General features: G+C 58.7%; 12 protein-coding genes and 2 pseudogenes. 11 read left to right on the top strand and 3 right to left on the bottom strand.

Features of this window, described 5'->3' with window-relative positions:
- Window positions 1-47: 47 nt before the first annotated feature.
- The 3 genes and pseudogenes from BM321_RS11075 to BM321_RS11065 form a co-directional block, all read right to left on the bottom strand.
- Window positions 48-263, bottom strand: a pseudogene (locus BM321_RS11075) (universal stress protein); the annotation flags it as partial.
- Window positions 227-499, bottom strand: coding sequence for an HlyD family secretion protein (locus BM321_RS11070; protein WP_256573420.1), 273 nt, complete (start codon window positions 497-499; stop codon window positions 227-229). The gene BM321_RS11070 and the pseudogene BM321_RS11075, both read right to left, overlap by 37 nt.
- 508 nt (window positions 500-1,007) lie before the next feature.
- Window positions 1,008-1,283: pseudogene (locus tag BM321_RS11065) on the bottom strand (sarcosine oxidase); the annotation flags it as partial.
- 470 nt (window positions 1,284-1,753) lie between these two features.
- Here BM321_RS11065 and BM321_RS11060 point away from each other — a divergent pair.
- The 11 genes from BM321_RS11060 to BM321_RS11010 all read left to right on the top strand — a co-directional run bounded on the left by BM321_RS11060 (window position 1,754) and on the right by BM321_RS11010 (window position 12,727).
- Window positions 1,754-3,007, top strand: a complete 1,254-nt coding sequence (locus tag BM321_RS11060) for a cyclic di-GMP phosphodiesterase (RefSeq protein ID WP_092442558.1) — start codon at window positions 1,754-1,756, stop codon at window positions 3,005-3,007.
- A 249-nt stretch (window positions 3,008-3,256) separates the two neighbouring features.
- Window positions 3,257-3,937 (top strand): hypothetical protein, encoded by a 681-nt coding sequence (locus BM321_RS11055; protein WP_256573417.1) that lies wholly within the window; start codon window positions 3,257-3,259, stop codon window positions 3,935-3,937.
- An 11-nt stretch (window positions 3,938-3,948) separates the two neighbouring features.
- Window positions 3,949-4,317 (top strand): response regulator, encoded by a 369-nt coding sequence (locus BM321_RS11050; protein WP_092442535.1) that lies wholly within the window; start codon window positions 3,949-3,951, stop codon window positions 4,315-4,317.
- Between the two features lie 32 nt (window positions 4,318-4,349).
- Window positions 4,350-4,667, top strand: coding sequence for an STAS domain-containing protein (locus BM321_RS11045; protein WP_092442534.1), 318 nt, complete (start codon window positions 4,350-4,352; stop codon window positions 4,665-4,667).
- Window positions 4,668-4,683: 16 nt separating this feature from the next.
- Window positions 4,684-6,813 (top strand): chemotaxis protein CheA, encoded by a 2,130-nt coding sequence (locus tag BM321_RS11040; RefSeq protein ID WP_092442533.1) that lies wholly within the window; start codon window positions 4,684-4,686, stop codon window positions 6,811-6,813.
- 735 nt (window positions 6,814-7,548) lie between these two features.
- The gene (locus BM321_RS11035) at window positions 7,549-9,225 is read left to right on the top strand and encodes a methyl-accepting chemotaxis protein (RefSeq protein ID WP_371856620.1); all 1,677 of its coding nucleotides are present in this window, start codon (window positions 7,549-7,551) and stop codon (window positions 9,223-9,225) included.
- Window positions 9,226-9,228: 3 nt separating this feature from the next.
- A complete protein-coding gene (locus BM321_RS11030) occupies window positions 9,229-9,741 on the top strand; it encodes a chemotaxis protein CheW (RefSeq protein WP_092442531.1) in 513 nt (170 codons plus the stop codon).
- 74 nt (window positions 9,742-9,815) lie between these two features.
- Window positions 9,816-10,340: a chemotaxis protein CheW gene (locus tag BM321_RS11025; protein WP_092442530.1), complete on the top strand. Its 525-nt coding sequence runs from the start codon at window positions 9,816-9,818 to the stop codon at window positions 10,338-10,340.
- Complete coding sequence (locus tag BM321_RS11020) at window positions 10,337-11,140, top strand: CheR family methyltransferase (protein WP_092442529.1); 804 nt, start codon at window positions 10,337-10,339, stop codon at window positions 11,138-11,140. Before BM321_RS11025 ends, BM321_RS11020 begins: the two co-directional genes overlap by 4 nt.
- Before the next feature lies 1 nt (window position 11,141).
- Window positions 11,142-11,651: a chemotaxis protein CheD gene (locus BM321_RS11015; RefSeq protein ID WP_256573416.1), complete on the top strand. Its 510-nt coding sequence runs from the start codon at window positions 11,142-11,144 to the stop codon at window positions 11,649-11,651.
- Window positions 11,651-12,727 (top strand): protein-glutamate methylesterase/protein-glutamine glutaminase, encoded by a 1,077-nt coding sequence (locus BM321_RS11010; protein ID WP_092442528.1) that lies wholly within the window; start codon window positions 11,651-11,653, stop codon window positions 12,725-12,727. Before BM321_RS11015 ends, BM321_RS11010 begins: the two co-directional genes overlap by 1 nt.
- Window positions 12,728-12,737: the final 10 nt, after the last annotated feature.

Genomic DNA, 12,737 nt, shown 5'->3' with positions numbered 1-12,737 from the left:
GAACTCGGAGCGGTTGTTCTAAAGGCTATCGGTCATGAACTTCATCCTCAGTCAAACTGCTGCGGTGCAATCACCCACAAGCTACAAGGCATCTTGTACAGGAGATTCTCAACGGTGCTGCCGATCAGCTTGTCCAGGCCGCCATAACGCACGCGGCCCATGACGATGACATCGATGTCATGGGCCCCGGCGTAGCTGGCGAGCACCTTGACCGGATCGCCCATGATCATGCGCCGTTGTTCCGGGGCGATTCCGTTGCGTTCGCCGTTAATTTCGCGGTACGGGCCCGCTGCAACTGGGCCTGGGCCTGGAGAATTTCGGCCCGCAACGCCTGGGTATCCATGCGCGCCAGCACCTGCCCTGAGCGGACCTGTTCACCTTCAGCGACCAGAATGGCATCGATGCGTCCGGCCAGCTTGCTCGCTACATCCACTTCGGTGGCTTCAATCCGCCCATTACCGCTGGCGAAATCAGGGTCTATAGGGGCGGGTTTGAACATGTACCAAGCACCCAAAATGCCCAGGACAACCAGGCTTCCCAGAGCTCCTCGTTCAAGCCACTTGCCGGTTACGTTGTTCATCCCTGCCTCTCAGGTCTCAGCGAAGATTGGCGCTGAGAGATGATAGGGCTGGCGTAAGAAGCTCTTGTTGATCTGCGTTAACGATCCGCCTTTAAAAGGAAAAAAGGACCTTCGGGTAATGCCAGTCAGTTATGGATCAAACGACACAAACCTGTGGGAGCAAAGCTCGCTCGCGATTGGGGCTTAACTGGCTGACATTGGGACCTTCGGGTCTTTTTTGTTTGTTTGTCCCATCCTGAGCGAGGTTTACACGGACGGGACAAATGGTGAATTCCACTCGAAACCACCGCCAACCACGGTTTATTCGTCTATAAATCCGGGGCTGGGTAGACCGTAGTTGGGCGGTACCGCCTTGCTGGAAGCCGTTCAAATCTCATCGATCCAAACAAGCCTGACCTGCTGCTGGCTCGCCCTGTTTCTGCCAGCGTCAGAGTGTTGTCCCCTCCGTTGCCAGCCCGGAAAATTCCTGTATTGCATCGAGCAAGGCCCCATGAAAATAGGTCTTCGATGCCCGATCACAGAGGATGCGCAAACTCGGTAGTTGAGCGGTGCTGGAATTGATCACTATCACATTGATTCGCGCCGCCGAGGTTTGTGCCACCGCACCCGGGCCGAAAGCTTCGGCGCTGAGGTCGACTCCGCAGAGTTTGGCCATGACTTGCGTGAGGTGTTCGCCACTGAGCTGAAAGCAGGTGTGACTGTCCATTTCCGAACTGCCAAAATACGCGATGCACTCTGACTCCTCACGAATCCTACGCATCAAGCTGCGCACTTGAATCGACCGAGTTACCCTCCTTCTTCACGCATCAGCGAGAGGATGCTGCGACTGCCCGCAGCGCTGCGGCTTTGCGTGAGCAGCTCACTGACACGACTATGCAAGCGAAGCCGTTCAACGTCAGGCATGCGACGACGCAGCGCCTCGATCTGGCGAGCATTCTCGTTTAAAGGGGTGTTCGGTTTCATTAGACCCCGGCAGCCTGTAGGGAAATTCCTACGCCATCATCCAAAATTCCTAAGCATAAATAGGACTGCTCTGATTTTATGCTTAATGGCGCATGGCTATTATTCAAGGGCCGGGGTGGCATCCTGAGATCTAATCCAAGACATACCGCGCTTGGATTGCATTCGGATAATTCAGGGAAGACGATTGCGGACAGAAAGGGGATCTGCATCGTGCTGAAACATGTCGGTGTGACCGATCTTTGCGTAGGAATGTACGTCAAGGAGCTATCTGGCTCCTTTGTTGACCGTCCGTTCTGGAACAAGAGCTTCCTGATCCAGAATGAAGAGGTGCTGGAAAAAATCCTTGTTTCGGGCATCGCTGGTGCATGGATCGACCTTTCAAAAGGGGCGGATGTGCCAGCCTCTGCGCCTGATGAAAGCCTTGTGCAGGCGGATCATGGTGAACAGCAACCCCCTTGTGCGTCGAGCCGATCTTGCGTCCAAGACGCCGGCCCCCATCCCCGGGTGCTCATGAGTGACGAGTTGTCGAGGGCGCTCAAGCTTTGCTCAAGTTCCAAGGCTGCGGTCATGGAGATGTTCGGCGATTTGCGAATGGGACGGATCGTTCAGCTCGATCGCATCACGGACATGGTGGGTGAAATATCCGACTCGCTGTTACGTCATCCCGACGCACTGCTCAGTCTGGTGCGTCTCAAGAACGCCGATGAATATACCTACATGCATTCCGTTGCGGTCTGTGGGTTGATGATTGGTTTGGCTCGTCAACTGGATCTACCACCGCAATTGGTGGAAGAAGCCGGGTTGGCTGGCTTGCTGCATGACGTGGGCAAGATGACGATACCCGCGGCCATCCTGGCTAAACCATTAGCTTTGAATGACAGCGAATATACGACGATGCGCACCCACCCTGAGGCGGGAGTCAGGATGCTGGCCGACAGCAGCCATTTCACGGCCCGGGTGCTGGACGTTTGTCTGCATCACCATGAGAAGGTGGACGGCAGTGGTTATCCCCATAAGTTATGTGGAACCCAAATCAGCCTGTTCGCGCGCATGGCAGCCGTCTGTGACGTGTATGACGCCGTGACGTCCGACCGACCTTATCGAGATCGCTGGTGCCCCGCCGAGTCCATTCGAAAAATGGCCGGATGGACTGGGCATTTCGATCAGAAAGTGTTTCACGCCTTCGTCAAATGCATTGGTATCTATCCGGTGGGCGCTTTGGTGCGCCTGCAAAGCGGCAGGTTGGCGGTCGTCACGGAACAGCACACCGAATGTTTGCTCACGCCCATGGTGAAGGTTTTCTTCTCGGCGTCGAGTCGCACACCGCTGCCGCCCGAAAGCGTTGATCTGGCCTGCGGGCAGGACAGTATTGTCAGCTTCGAGTCGGAGAAAACCTGGGGTTTCAAGAACCTTGAAGCGCTCTGGGCCGGCAAGGTGCAAGGCCGCGAGGCGCGTTTTGGGTAATGCGGTGCGAGCCTGGCTTTTCTTACCAGCGCTTGTCGCTGGTTTTTTTTGCGCTCCGGAGTTCCGTCAGCGGCGCGTAGGAATTCTCCTACGACTCAGCCGCAATCCTTAGCTGTAAATCAGGATGCTCCGATAGTTCCGCCGCCATTACTTGGCCATCATCTCTTCAGGCCATCAAAACCGGGCATCCCAAGGGTGGATGTCTTGCGCAGGATCCCGCCGGATCCGCATTGAACTGGAGAGATGAAGGTGAAAGGACAGGTAATTTCCAGCCCCCTGATCTTGCTGATGCTGCCCGCGGGTCTGACGGGAGTGCTCGGTTGCGCCGCGATTCTGATCAGCGCGGACTTCACCCTGCGCAGTGCGGTCAGTTGCGCTTTTGTCTTGCTGGGCTCGCTGTTCATGGGCATGTGGAACAAGCGTTTGGCGAGTACCCGTTTGCACGCCCAGCAAGACGATCAGTCAGGTCACCTCCCGCTGGCCGTTTCACCCGATGAAGGGCTGGGCGAGGTGTGCGCGCAGGTATTGCCGATCTGGAGCCACCAGATCGATGCGGCGCGCATCCTCAGCGAGGAATCGGTCCTCAAGCTGAGCAACCGCTTCGCGACGCTGTCGGGGGATATCGGTGCTTCTGTTTCCCATGGTCCAGGCGAAAACGTTGCCACGCAGATAGCGGGGGCGCTGGTTGCCCTGCAGTTCCAGGATCGGGTCGACCAGATGCTTTCCCTGGTCAACAACGATCTTCGCAAGCTGCATGCGCATATCGTCGAACGCCAGCAACTGGCCCTCACGGGCGATACGCCTGCCCCGATCGACGCTGATACCTGGCTCGAACAACTGGCAAGCACCTACACGATGCCTGAACAACACGCGATCCATCACGGTAAGCCTGTGGTGAGCAGCTCTTCATCCGAGATCACTTTTTTCTAGGGAGTTTCCCCATGAGCAAAACCATCCTGATTGTCGATGACTCTGCTTCCATTCGCCAAGTGGTGAGCATCACCTTGAAGGGCGCCGGATACGAGGTCATCGAAGGTGTCGACGGCCGCGACGCCCTCACCAAGCTCGACGGACGCAAGATCCATCTGATCGTCAGTGACGTGAACATGCCGAACATGGATGGCTTCAGCTTCATCAAGGCCGCCAAACAACTGCCGGCCTACAAGTTTACACCCGTGATCATGCTGACCACCGAAACCGGTGAGGCCATGAAACAACAGGGACAGGCCGTCGGTGCCAAGGCATGGATGATCAAGCCCTTCCAGCCGGCTCAGATGCTGGGTGCCGTCTCCAAACTGATCATGCCGTAGCGCTGCCCAGAGTCCCTGGGAAGGAGGTTGTCATGACAAACACCACGGCTTGTCTGCGTCGGATCCTGGTTCTTGAAGGGCCGATGACCATTTACACCGCCGCTGAACGCAAAGACCTGTTGCTGGAGCTGTTCCCCTTGGCTCAGGAGGTCGAAATGGACCTGGGGGGCGTGGACGAAATGGACACCGCCGGGCTCCAGTTGCTGGTGCTGATCAAGCAGGAATCACTGCGTCACGGCTCCAGTCTGCTGCTGAGCAATCCCAGCACAGCGGTGCTCGATGCACTGGATATGAGCGGGCTGCACAGCTTTTTCGACGAGTCGGCCACGCCTCGTCAGCAGAGGGGTTGAAACCATGAGCTCGCCCATGAATCTGGACGACGTGCTACAGACGTTCATTGCCGAAAGCCAGGAGCTCTTGCTTCTGATGGAAGACGCGCTGTTGCAGATCGAACAGGCGCCGGACGATATGGACACCATCAACGCGTTGTTTCGCGTCGCCCATACCATCAAAGGTTCCGCCGGCCTGTTCGGCTTCACGCCGATCGTAGCCTTTACCCACGTGGCGGAAAGCGTATTGGATCGGGTCCGTGGACATGAACTGCGGGTGGACGAGTCGCTGAGTGCCTTGTTCCTGGAAGTGCGGGACCACCTGTGCACGCTGATTGAATTGCTTGCCAGCCACGGTGACTTGCAAGGCATGACCGCAGTGCATGAGCGGCAGGGCGCGGCATTGGTCGAACGTCTCAACCGTTACCTGGAAAACCGTCACGAACCGGAGCCGTCCCAGGCACCGATCGAGCCGCCGCAATCGGCTTGTGCCGCGCGTTGGCATCTGTCCCTTCGCCTGTGTCCGGACGTCCTGCGTAACGGTATGGATCCGCTGTCGTTGCTGCGCTACCTCAACAGTTTCGGCCAAATCGGTGCCGTCGTGTGCATCACCGATGGTATGCCGGATATCGCGACGATGGATCCGGAGGCCTGTTACCTGGGCTTTGAACTGGGTTTTGTCAGTGATGCCGGCCAAGCCACCATTGAAGGGGCGTTCGACTTCGTTCGCGAGGGCAGCCAGATCTGCGTGTTGCCGTGCAACGGTGACCTGACAGGTTTCCGGGCGTTGATCGGCCGTCTCGATGCTGAGCCTGACGCCATGGTAGAGGCCTTCATCGCCTGTGGTTCCGTGACCCGTGAGGATTGGCTGGCCGGTTCGTCTCCTGACGAGTCGACGACCGTTGCGGTTGCCCCCGTGGTGCCAGACCAGGCGATGCGCGATGACGTGACCAAGAGCCGGGTGGCAAAAGAGGCCCGTCCGGCCGAAGGTAATCTGATTCGGGTCGACGCCGGCAAACTGGATCAATTGATCAACCTGGTGGGTGAGCTGATCATCGCCGGTGCTGGCGCCAACCTGGGAGCCATTCAAAGCGGCATCGGCGAGTTGATTGAAACGACGAGTTCTCTCTCGCGTCTTGTCGAGGAGGTGCGCGACTGTGCCCTGACCCTGCGAATGGTACAGATTGGCGGCACATTCAACCGGTTCCAGCGGGTGGTGCGCGATGTCTCCAAGGAACTGGGCAAGGACATCGTCTTGCAAGTACTTGGCGCCGAGACCGAGCTGGACAAGACGGTGGTCGAGCGCATCGGCGATCCCCTGACCCACCTGGTGCGAAACGCCATGGACCACGGCATCGAACCTTCCCAGCTGCGCCGTGACCGTGGCAAGCCGGAGCAGGGCACGGTTCGCCTCAATGCTTATCACGAGGCTAACAGCATCGTCATTGAAGTCAGTGACGACGGTGGTGGCCTGAACAAGCAACGCATCCTGGCCAAGGCGATGGAGCGCGGCCTGGTTGCCGAAGGGCAGCAGTTGGCCGACGGCGACATTCTCAACCTGATTTTCGAACCCGGCTTTTCCACGGCCGATCAGGTCAGCAACCTGTCCGGGCGCGGCGTGGGGATGGATGTCGTCAAACGGAACATCCTGGCCCTGCGCGGCTCGGTCAACCTGGAAAGCGAAGAGGGCGTGGGCACCACGGTGCGTATCCGCCTGCCGCTGACCCTGGCCATCATCGATGGTTTTCTGATCGGGGTCGGCAATGCCTCTTATGTCGTGCCTCTGGACCTGGTCGAGGAGTGCATCGAACTCTCGGCCGACGACTACGGCAATCAAGAATTCCTCGACCTGCGGGGCTCGGTTCTTCCGGTCCTGCGCCTGCGCGAGATGTTCGCCATCGATGAGCCTAACCATGGCCGTGAAAACATCGTGGTGGTGCATTACGCGGGGATGCGGGTGGGCCTGGTCGTCGATCAATTGCTGGGGGAGTTCCAGACGGTGATCAAGCCGCTGGGCAAGATTTTCGGTACAGCCCATGGACTGGGCGGCTTCACCATCCTGGGGAACGGAGCAGTCGCGTTGATCCTGGATATTCCCAAACTACTCGGGCAAGTCGTCAGCCAACAGAAGCACGGTACGACCCTCAGCCCTGAATTGACTCAATAGTTTTCCCTGGAGTACAGCATCATGACCGTCAAAAAAAATATCTCGCTGCTGGTCGCCTCTGCTCTGTTGGGCATCCTGGTCCTGGTCAGTCTCAGTCTTTATCTGATGGGTGGGGTCAGGAGCACCGCCAGCTATGCGCAAGTCAATACCGTGCCCAGTCTGCAGTTGCTGGATCAAGTGGCCTTGGCGCTGGCCGATAACCACAGCCGACAATGGCAGAGCCTGTCCGGACCTGCCGGTAATTCCCAGCAAAGTGACAAGGAGTCGGTTCTCCAGGCACTCGATCGCTACCAGAAAGAGTTCGTCTCCGACGATCGTGATGCAACGCTGCTCAGCGCCTTGCGCAGTACAGTCAACGAATACAACCGGGGCGTGGAACGTTTCGACAATGCCCTCAGGAGTGCAGCCCCTGAAGCCCGTGGTCTGCTGCTCGAGCTGGAGGTGACGCGTGAAAAGGTCACTTCCGCCTTGAATGATATCCGCCAGTACAACCTGGACCTGGGAAGTAAAAAGGCGGCGATCGCGGCGTCCACCGAACAGACGGCGATCTACAGCATTGCCTTGGTTGGCGGCGCCACTTTGCTGGTCATCGGCTTGATCGGTTTCTTCCTGGTACGCCGGCTGCTGCATACCTTGGGCGGCGAGCCCGACGATCTGCGCCTGCTGGCCGAGCGGTTCGTGGCTGGTCAACTGGATATGCAGGGTAGCCGCAATGGACTTGAGCGCACCGGACTGATGGGATCCATGGATCGTCTGAGCGAAACCTTGAATCAGTTGATCAACGAAATGAATCACATGTCCGCAGAGCACGACAAAGGCGACATCGACGTGCAAATCAATGCGGCAGGCTTTGCTGGCAGCTATGGGCTGATGGCACAAGGCATCAACGACATGGTCGCCGGGCATATCAACGTCAAGAAGCAAGCCATGGCCTGCATCAAATCGATCAGTGAGGGCGATCTGCAGGCGCCCCTCCAGGCGTTCCCCGGCAAGAAGGCTTTCATAAACGTCACCATCGAGCATCTTCGCAGCACCATCGTGGCGTTGATCGAAGAGATGCGCCACATGTCGGACGCGCATGAGAAAGGCGACATCGATGTGCATATCGACGTACAGCGATTCCAAGGCTCGTACCGTCAGATCGCCCAAGGCATCAACGACATGGTCGATGGCCACATCAGCGTGAAAAAACAGGCCATGGCTTGCATACGTTCTTTCGGTGAAGGCGACCTGTCGGCGCCCCTGGCGCAGTTCCCCGGCAAAAAAGCCTTTATCAACGACAACATCGAGCAACTGCGCCGCAACATCCAGGCGTTGATCGAAGACACCCAGATGCTCAGCGAGAATGCTGTGGTCGGCCGGCTCGATACCCGTGCGGACAGTACTCGCCATCAAGGGGATTTCCGCCGCATCGTGTCGGGGATCAATAGCACGCTGGACTCGATTGTCGCGCCGCTCAGCGAGGCGATGGAGGTCATGGTGGCCCTGTCCAGTGGTGACCTGACCCGCAGCGTCAAAGGTCATTACCAGGGCACCCTGCAAGACCTGAAGAACGCGGTCAACGAAACGGTGAGCAAACTCTCGCAGATCATCGGCGAAGTTCGCAGTTCCGCCGATTCGCTCTCCAGCGCCTCGGAAGAGATTTCCGCCACGGCCCAAAGCATCAGCCAGTCGGCTTCGGTACAGGCGGCGTCGGTTGAAGAAACGTCGGCGTCGATGGAGCAGATGTCGGCATCGATCTCGCAGAACACCGAGAACGCCAAGGTGACCGATGGCATGGCCGGCAAGGCGAGCAAGGAAGCGAGCGAGGGTGGACAGGCTGTCAGGGACACCGTCTCGGCCATGAAAACCATCGCGGAGAAGATAGGGATCGTCGATTCGATCGCCTATCAGACGAATCTGCTGGCGCTCAACGCGGCCATTGAAGCGGCCCGTGCCGGCGAACACGGCAAGGGCTTCGCGGTCGTCGCCGCTGAGGTGCGCAAACTTGCCGAACGTAGCCAGATCGCGGCGCAGGAAATCGGCCAAGTGGCCAAAAACAGTGTCGCCCTGGCTGAACGGGCCGGCAACTTGCTGGATGAAATCGTGCCCTCGATCACCAAGACTTCCGACTTGGTCCAGGAGATCGCCGCGGCGTCTGAAGAGCAGTCCATCGGCTCCGAGCAGATCAATACCGCCATGTCGCAGATGAGTCAGATCACTCAACAGAACGCCTCGGCTTCCGAAGAGCTGGCCGCCACCGCCGAGGAAATGAGCAGCCAGGCCGAACAGTTGCAGGAGTTGATGGGCTTTTTCACCCTGCAGGGTCGGGTGGCGATGTCTGCCGTGCCTCGGGCCGCTGCTTCCAGTCTGGGCGGCGTGCAAAGCAGTGAGCATGCCCAGGAAGGCGGTTTCATTCGCTTCGGGAGTTGAGACATGGACGCTGCAGTCTTGAGCCATTTCGAGTATGCGCCGCAGAGTTCGTGCGACAGCGAATTCCTGCAGTTTCTGACGTTCGTGTCCGCCAGGGAGGTTTATGCAATCGACACCTTGTGTGTGCGTGAAATCATCGAATACGGCCAGGTGACCAGCGTACCGATGATGCCGGACTTTATCCGCGGGGTGATCAACCTCCGCGGTGCGGTGGTCCCGGTGATCGATCTGCAGGCGCGCTTTGGCAAGGGCGCCACGCAGCAAGGCAACAGGACCTGCATCGTTGTCCTGGAACTGGTCCAGGAAGGCGAACCCCACGTGCTGGGCATCGTTGTCGACTCGGTGAGCGAGGTGATCGAAATCGAGCTGGTCGACATCAAGGCCGCGCCAGCGATCGGAAACCGGATCCGTGAAGACTTCATTCGAGGGATGGTCAAGGTGCGAGGGGCGTTCCTGACTGTGCTTCAGCTCGACCAGGTGCTGTGTGTCAATGAGATCGCCAGCCAGTTGCATTGAGTCGTCGCGCCCAGGCGTGCATACGTTGTCTTGAGAGGGGGCCGCCGCCTGCGGTGGGTCCCGAGGAGTGAACCATGTCCATATCCGCGTCGCGTTCGCCGGCCCCAGGGACGGCAGCCCCCCAGTACCTGACCTTCAGCGTGGGTCAGGAGATGTTTGCGGTAGGTACCCAGTGTATCCGGGAGATTGTCGAGTACGGCCCGATAACCCCGTTGCCGATGGCGCCGCCGAAGGTTCGCGGCATCACCAACCTGCGCGGTGCGGCCATTCCGGTGCTGGATCTGGGGCTGTGTTTTGGCGGCGTCCAGACGTTGGAAAATCCACGCACCTGCATCGTCATGCTGGAAGTCGACGGCGGCGGTGGCACCGGCCTGGTAGGCATCATCGTGGACGCCGTCAGCGAGGTGCTGGAAATACCGGCCGAGCAGATCGAACCGGCACCGGCACTCCAGGGGCGCCTTAGCCCTGAATTCGTGGTGGGGGTTGGCAAGCTCAGCGATCGTTTTGTCCTGTTGCTGGACATCGCACACCTGCTCAGTCGCAATGACTGGTCGGCACTCCTTGCTTCGAACATCAACGAAGGCGGGTTGAACGTATGAATGCCGTCCTCTCCGACAACGAGTTCCAGCAGTTTCGGTCAATGATTCACGAAATTGCCGGGATCAGCTTATCCGTTGCCAAGAAGCAGCTGGTCAGTGGCCGCTTGGCCAAGCGCTTACAGTTTTTCAACTTGACCACCTACGGCAGCTATTACCGTTTGCTGATGAAGGACCGGGCCGAGTTGCAAATGGCGGTGGACTTGCTGACCACCAACGAAACCTACTTTTTCCGCGAACCCAAGCATTTCGAGTTTCTGCGCGACGTGATTCTTCCCGGCCTTCGTGGCAATGGCCCGGTGCGTATCTGGAGTGGTGCCTGCTCCACGGGAGAGGAACCCTACACCCTGGCCATGGTACTGGCCGACAGCCTGGGCACCCGGCCATGGGAGATCCTCGCTTCCGATATCAGTAGCCGGGTGCTGGAAAAAGCCGAGGGCGGACGCTACCCGCTGGATGGTATCCGCGGTATTCCCGAGGCGCTGTTGAACAAGTACTGCTTGAGGGGCGTGGGCTGCAACAATGGCATTTTCATGGTCGACCGCGCGTTGGCGTCACGGATTACCTTCACTTCGATCAACTTGAACAATGCGCTGCCTTCGGTGGGGCAGTTCGACGTGATCTTCCTGCGCAACGTGATGATCTATTTCGATAACCAGACCAAGTCCGAGGTGGTGAAGCGCTTGAGCAAACACCTGAGGCCGGGTGGCTATTTCATCGTGAGCCATTCGGAAAGCCTGAACGGCATCAGCGATGAATTGCAGGTGGTCAAGCCCTCGATCTATCGCAAACCGGATGCTTGAGATGGCCCGGGTGGTCGAATATTTCCTGCAGCCCGGCGAGGTGGCGTTCGGAGGGCGCCAGATGCGCTTATGCACTGTGCTGGGATCCTGTGTTGCCCTGGTGTTCTGGCATCCGCAACGCTTGTTGGGCGGCATGTGTCATTTCATGTTGCCTCGCCGGGGAGGCCACGGCGCGGGACACCTGAATGGTCGTTACGCCACGGATGCGTTGTTGCTGCTGTTCGAGTGCATTCATCAGGCGGGGGCTCGGCCCGAGCAGTTCGAGATGAGCCTTTTTGGCGGGGCTGACATGTTTCCCGGGGTGGAACGCGGTGACGCCATCGGGATTGGCCAACAGAACGTCAATGCCGCCATTGGCCTGATTCAGGACCATGGGTTGCAATGCCGGGTCTATCACGTAGGTGGCCGGGGGTATCGCCACTTGGTGTTCGATGTGAGCACCGGACGCCTTCAGCTCAATCATGCCGACTCGGTACGCAAAGTATTCGAATCGCCCAAGAGTAATGTCTGATGACGGATATCAAGGTCTTGATCGTTGATGATTCCGCCGTGGTGCGCCAGGTGCTGAGTGCGGTTCTGAACCAGGCCAGCGGGATCCAGGTGATCGATGTTGCCATCGATCCGGTATACGCCATGGAGAAGATGAACAAACAATGGCCTGACGTCATCGTGTTGGACGTCGAGATGCCACGAATGGACGGCATCACCTTCCTGAAAAAACTCATGGCGCAAAAGCCTACGCCGGTGGTGATTTGCTCGACGCTGACAGAGAAGGGCGCCAAGACCACCTTGCAGGCATTGGCGGCCGGTGCAGTGAGTATCGTCACCAAACCACAGTCCAACCTGCGGCAGTTCCTGACTGAAAGTGCGGATGAACTGGTCCAGGCCGTCAGGGCGGCGGCGAAGGCCAACATGCGGTGCGTAGTCGGCGCCCGTGCGCCTGTCGATGTACCGCCCCGGCTCAATGCCGACGCAATCCTGTCCCCTGCGTCCATGGCCATGGCCCGCACGACTGAAAGCATCGTGGCCATAGGCACTTCCACCGGGGGCACCCAGGCCCTGGAACAGGTTCTCCAAGGATTGTCGCGGGTATGTCCAGGCATTGTTGTGGTGCAGCACATGCCAGAGAAGTTCACCGCCGCCTTCGCCGAGCGTCTCAATCACGTTTGTGAGATCGAGGTCCGCGAGGCGGTACAGGGCGATCGCATCATTCCCGGGCGCGCGCTGATCGCACCGGGGGGAAACCATATGCTGGTCAAGCGCAGTGGTGCCCAGTACCAGGTGGATATTGTCCAGGGGCCTCCCGTCAGCCGGCATCGACCCTCGGTGGATGTACTGTTCCGTTCGGTCGCACGCAGCGCCGGCAGCAATGCCTTGGGCATCATCATGACGGGCATGGGGGATGATGGCGCTCGCGGCCTCAAGGAGATGCGCGATGCCGGCGCCAGAACCCTGGGTCAGGACGAAGCGTCTTGCGTGGTGTATGGAATGCCGCGCGAGGCATTCAAGCTGGGCGCGGTCGAGCGCGAGCTGCCCCTGGAGCAGATCGCCTCAGCCATCCTTGGCGTTCGCGGGCACCAAACCTGAATCGCACCGT

Source organism: Pseudomonas sp. NFIX10 (genome assembly GCF_900111955.1).
GTDB lineage: Bacteria > Pseudomonadota > Gammaproteobacteria > Pseudomonadales > Pseudomonadaceae > Aquipseudomonas > Aquipseudomonas fluorescens_AA.
This window is presented reverse-complemented; position numbering and strand designations above follow the sequence as displayed.

Excerpts from the sequence above, each read along its gene's own strand:
- BM321_RS11070 (WP_256573420.1), bottom strand. The coding sequence starts at position 499 with ATGTTCAAACCCGCCCCTATAGACCCTGATTTCGCCAGCGGTAATGGG.
- BM321_RS11050 (WP_092442535.1), top strand. The coding sequence starts at position 3,949 with ATGAGCAAAACCATCCTGATTGTCGATGACTCTGCTTCCATTCGCCAA.
- BM321_RS11045 (WP_092442534.1), top strand. The coding sequence starts at position 4,350 with ATGACAAACACCACGGCTTGTCTGCGTCGGATCCTGGTTCTTGAAGGG.
- BM321_RS11040 (WP_092442533.1), top strand. The coding sequence starts at position 4,684 with ATGAATCTGGACGACGTGCTACAGACGTTCATTGCCGAAAGCCAGGAG.
- BM321_RS11035 (WP_371856620.1), top strand. The coding sequence starts at position 7,549 with ATGGGATCCATGGATCGTCTGAGCGAAACCTTGAATCAGTTGATCAAC.
- BM321_RS11030 (WP_092442531.1), top strand. The coding sequence starts at position 9,229 with ATGGACGCTGCAGTCTTGAGCCATTTCGAGTATGCGCCGCAGAGTTCG.
- BM321_RS11025 (WP_092442530.1), top strand. The coding sequence starts at position 9,816 with ATGTCCATATCCGCGTCGCGTTCGCCGGCCCCAGGGACGGCAGCCCCC.
- BM321_RS11020 (WP_092442529.1), top strand. The coding sequence starts at position 10,337 with ATGAATGCCGTCCTCTCCGACAACGAGTTCCAGCAGTTTCGGTCAATG.
- BM321_RS11015 (WP_256573416.1), top strand. The coding sequence starts at position 11,142 with ATGGCCCGGGTGGTCGAATATTTCCTGCAGCCCGGCGAGGTGGCGTTC.
- BM321_RS11010 (WP_092442528.1), top strand. The coding sequence starts at position 11,651 with ATGACGGATATCAAGGTCTTGATCGTTGATGATTCCGCCGTGGTGCGC.